Origin of the sequence: Streptomyces sp. NPDC127084, from assembly GCF_042724175.1 — a bacterium.
GTDB lineage: Bacteria > Actinomycetota > Actinomycetes > Streptomycetales > Streptomycetaceae > Streptomyces.
On the sequence record NZ_JBHXFA010000237.1, the window covers coordinates 3,854 to 6,099 of the forward strand.

General features: G+C 70.5%; 3 protein-coding genes. 2 read left to right on the top strand and 1 reads right to left on the bottom strand.

What is annotated here, in order from left to right; genetic code table 11:
• Positions 1-103: 103 nt before the first annotated feature.
• On the bottom strand, positions 104-571 hold the full coding sequence (locus ACFWI9_RS31850) for an SRPBCC family protein (protein ID WP_387168047.1): 468 nt from the start codon (positions 569-571) through the stop codon (positions 104-106).
• Between the two features lie 168 nt (positions 572-739).
• Here ACFWI9_RS31850 and ACFWI9_RS31855 point away from each other — a divergent pair, with 168 nt between their 5' ends.
• Together ACFWI9_RS31855 and ACFWI9_RS31860 are read left to right on the top strand one after the other, a co-directional pair.
• On the top strand, positions 740-1,525 hold the full coding sequence (locus ACFWI9_RS31855; RefSeq protein WP_387168050.1) for an SDR family NAD(P)-dependent oxidoreductase: 786 nt from the start codon (positions 740-742) through the stop codon (positions 1,523-1,525).
• A gap of 26 nt (positions 1,526-1,551) precedes the next feature.
• Positions 1,552-2,151, top strand: coding sequence for a flavin reductase family protein (locus ACFWI9_RS31860; RefSeq protein WP_387168053.1), 600 nt, complete (start codon positions 1,552-1,554; stop codon positions 2,149-2,151).
• Positions 2,152-2,246 lie beyond the last annotated feature (95 nt).

Below are 2,246 nucleotides of genomic sequence, written 5' to 3' on the forward strand. Positions count from 1 at the left end.
CCCAGGCGGCGCGGGGGCCAGGCCCCGCGGCCCAGAGCCCGGCCGCGCGCCGGGGGCCCGCGGCCCGGCCGCGCCGGGCGCGCTCCACGGAACGGACCGTGGCTCAGAAGAGCTTGGCGAACCGCTCGAGGGTCTCCCCCGGGCTCGGACCGTCCAGCGCCTGGAAGATCCGCTCGGCTCCCTCTCCGTGCTTGTGCAGCTTGATGTGCGCCAGCTCCACGGTGGTGCCGCCCCCGGCCGCGGGGGTGAAGGTCACCTCGATCTCACTGGCCCGTTCGTCGTCCGGGATCGACTGCCAGTTGCCGTCGAGCCGCCAGGTCATCGCCAGCCGCCGTCCCGGCTCCCACTCCAGGATGCGGCCCCAGGTGATCTCGTTGCCCTCCACGTCCCATTCGTAGTAGCGCCCGTCCACTCCGCCCTCGAAGGCGAGGCCCACCCGCTCCTTCTTGAGCAGGACATGGGACGGCGGCCACCAGTCCTTGGGGCGCTCGGTGAAGACCTTGAAGCTCTCGTCGGGCGATGCCGGCACCGTCACCGACTTCCGTACGTCCGGAATCGTCTGCTCCGACACGGACCCCTCCTCGCTCACGTCACATCGATCGGTCCGTTCACCATCGCGTCCGTCGCTCAACCCCACGTCGACCGGGGCTCGAACGGCCGCGCCTCAAGGCGGATTCGAGAACCGCGCAAGGACCCGGCGCCACGGTCGGTCCACTTGGACGAGCGACGGGAGAGCACGATGACAGATACGGCACGACGAGTCGCCTTCGTCACCGGCGCGACCAGCGGGATCGGCCTCGCGGTGACCGAGTTGCTGGCCGGGCAGGGCATGGCCGTGTTCGGTGTGGCCCGGGGTGACGAGGACGTACGCGCGATGGTGAAGCGACTGCGGGCCGAGGGCCACGAGGTGTCCGGCGCGGTCTGCGACGTCACCTCACCGGAGTCGATTCGCACCGCGGTGCGTACCGCTGTCGACACCTACGGCCGGATCGACATCCTCGTCAACAACGCGGGGCGTGGCGGTGGCGGAGTGACCGCCGAGATCGAGGACTCCCTCTGGGACGACGTGATCGAGACCAACCTCAACGGCACCTTCCGTGTCACCCGTGAGGTGCTGAGCACCGGGCGGATGCGGGACGGCGGCTGGGGCCGCGTCGTCAACATCGCCTCCACCGGAGGCAAGCAGGGCGTCGAACTGGCCGCTCCGTACTCCGCGTCCAAGCACGGCGTCATCGGTTTCACCAAGGCGGTCGGCAAGGAGCTCGCCAAGAGCGGCATCACGGTCAACGCCGTGTGCCCCGGCTATGTGGAGACACCGATGGCGCAGCGGGTGCGCCAGGGCTACGCCGGGCACTACGGCGTGAGCGAGGAGGACATCCTCGAGAAGTTCAACGCGAAGATCCCGCTGGGCCGCTACTCGACGCCCGAGGAAGTGGCGGGTCTTGTCGGCTATCTGGTCTCCGACGTGGCGGCGTCGATCACGGCGCAGGCGCTGAACGTCTGCGGCGGACTGGGCAACTACTGATGCGAACCGGGACGGAAGTCACCACCATGGCGAAGGTTTCCCCGCTCTCCCAACTGAATGAGTCCGCGGTACTGACCGAGTCGGCGGCGTCCGCGACGGCGGTGCTGGCCCCGCCCGACATGGCTGCCTTCCGGGCGGCCATGGGCCGCTTCCCCACCGGAGTCACCCTGCTCACCCAGGGCAGCGGCGACAGCACGAGTGTGATCACCCTGAACAGCCTCACCTCCGTGTCGCTGGATCCCCTGCTGATCCTGGTATCCATCAAGGCGGACGGTCGGATACGGCCCCGGGTCGCCGAGGCCGGCAGCTTCGCCGTAAATGTGCTGGGCCGCCATCAGCAGGAACTGGCCCAGGAGTTCTGCCGGCCCGACCGTCCGGCGGGCCTGGCGGCGATGCGCCGGCTCGGCGCGGTCGAGGGGATCACCGGGAACGCGGTGCTGCCCCTGGCCGAGACGTCGTTCGAGTGCGTACTCGACGCCCAGCACGAGGCCGGGGACCACACCCTGCTGATAGGCAGGGTGGTGGCCCTGGCCACCGCCGAGACCGGCTCCGATCCGCTCGTCTTCCACCAGGGCCGCTTCACCCGTCTGCCCGCCGGCACCGCTGCGACGGAGGCGGCGGCATGACGGCGGTCTCCGACGTGTCCGCCACGGCGCCGGCATCCCTGCGGCCCGGGGGGGACGGGGTGTACGCCTTCGTCCCGCCCGACGGGGGCGGGTGT